The organism is Mesorhizobium sp. M0701 (assembly GCF_040320365.1).
In the GTDB taxonomy this organism is placed as follows: Bacteria; Pseudomonadota; Alphaproteobacteria; order Rhizobiales; family Rhizobiaceae; genus Mesorhizobium.
This window is the reverse complement of record NZ_JAMYPO010000131.1, coordinates 1-636: the sequence shown is the minus strand read 5'-3', so window position 1 is coordinate 636 and position 636 is coordinate 1. Positions and strand designations below refer to the sequence as shown.

The window sequence follows — 636 nt, the reverse complement described above, 5'->3', positions numbered from 1 at the left end:
CGTGCAATGGTCCGGCAACGCAAACATCATTCAGGATTGCACGAGCCTTGGAATGCGAGACATTCCGGCCACGCAAACCGTTCAGCTTGTCGAGTAGTTTTCGTGGATCGGCTACAAGTCCGGATGTTCCGGAGTGATTCGGGTGTTGCCGCGGTAGAGTTTGCGCTGGTTCTGCCCGCCCTTTGCCTGGTACTTCTTGGCATCATCGACGGCTGGTCTTTTGTCTCGAGCGCATTGTCGATGCGTGCAGGCGTCAAAACCGCGGCGAACCTCGTGATGCAAGGAGCAGTCGAGGATACGACCATCCAAGCTGTCGCTCTTTCGAGCTGGGAAAACCATCCTGATGGCGCGCAGGTGGCAGTGAGCCGGAAATACATGTGCGGGAACATCGTGGCCGATCCATCGGTCCTGTGCGACACTTTGAAAGCCCCCTCGGTCTTCCTCGTAATACAGGCGACAGCCACCTGGTCACCGCCCTTCAGTTTTGGCGCGTTTTCCCTCTCGCGCGAACTCAGTCATCAACAGGTGATTCGTGTCCGCTAAGTCGAGAGCTTTCACGGGGGATGCATCAGGCGGAGCTGCATTAGAGTTCGCGCTGATCGCGCCTTTTCTGATAATGCTTTTGATCGGCATCTT

Annotated in this window: 1 protein-coding gene; it reads left to right on the top strand. The window is 56.3% G+C overall.

What is annotated here, in order from left to right; translation table 11 throughout:
- On the top strand, positions 1–543 hold a 543-nt coding region (locus NKI24_RS35870; RefSeq protein ID WP_352750945.1), incomplete at its 5' end, for a TadE/TadG family type IV pilus assembly protein.
- Positions 544–636 lie beyond the last annotated feature (93 nt).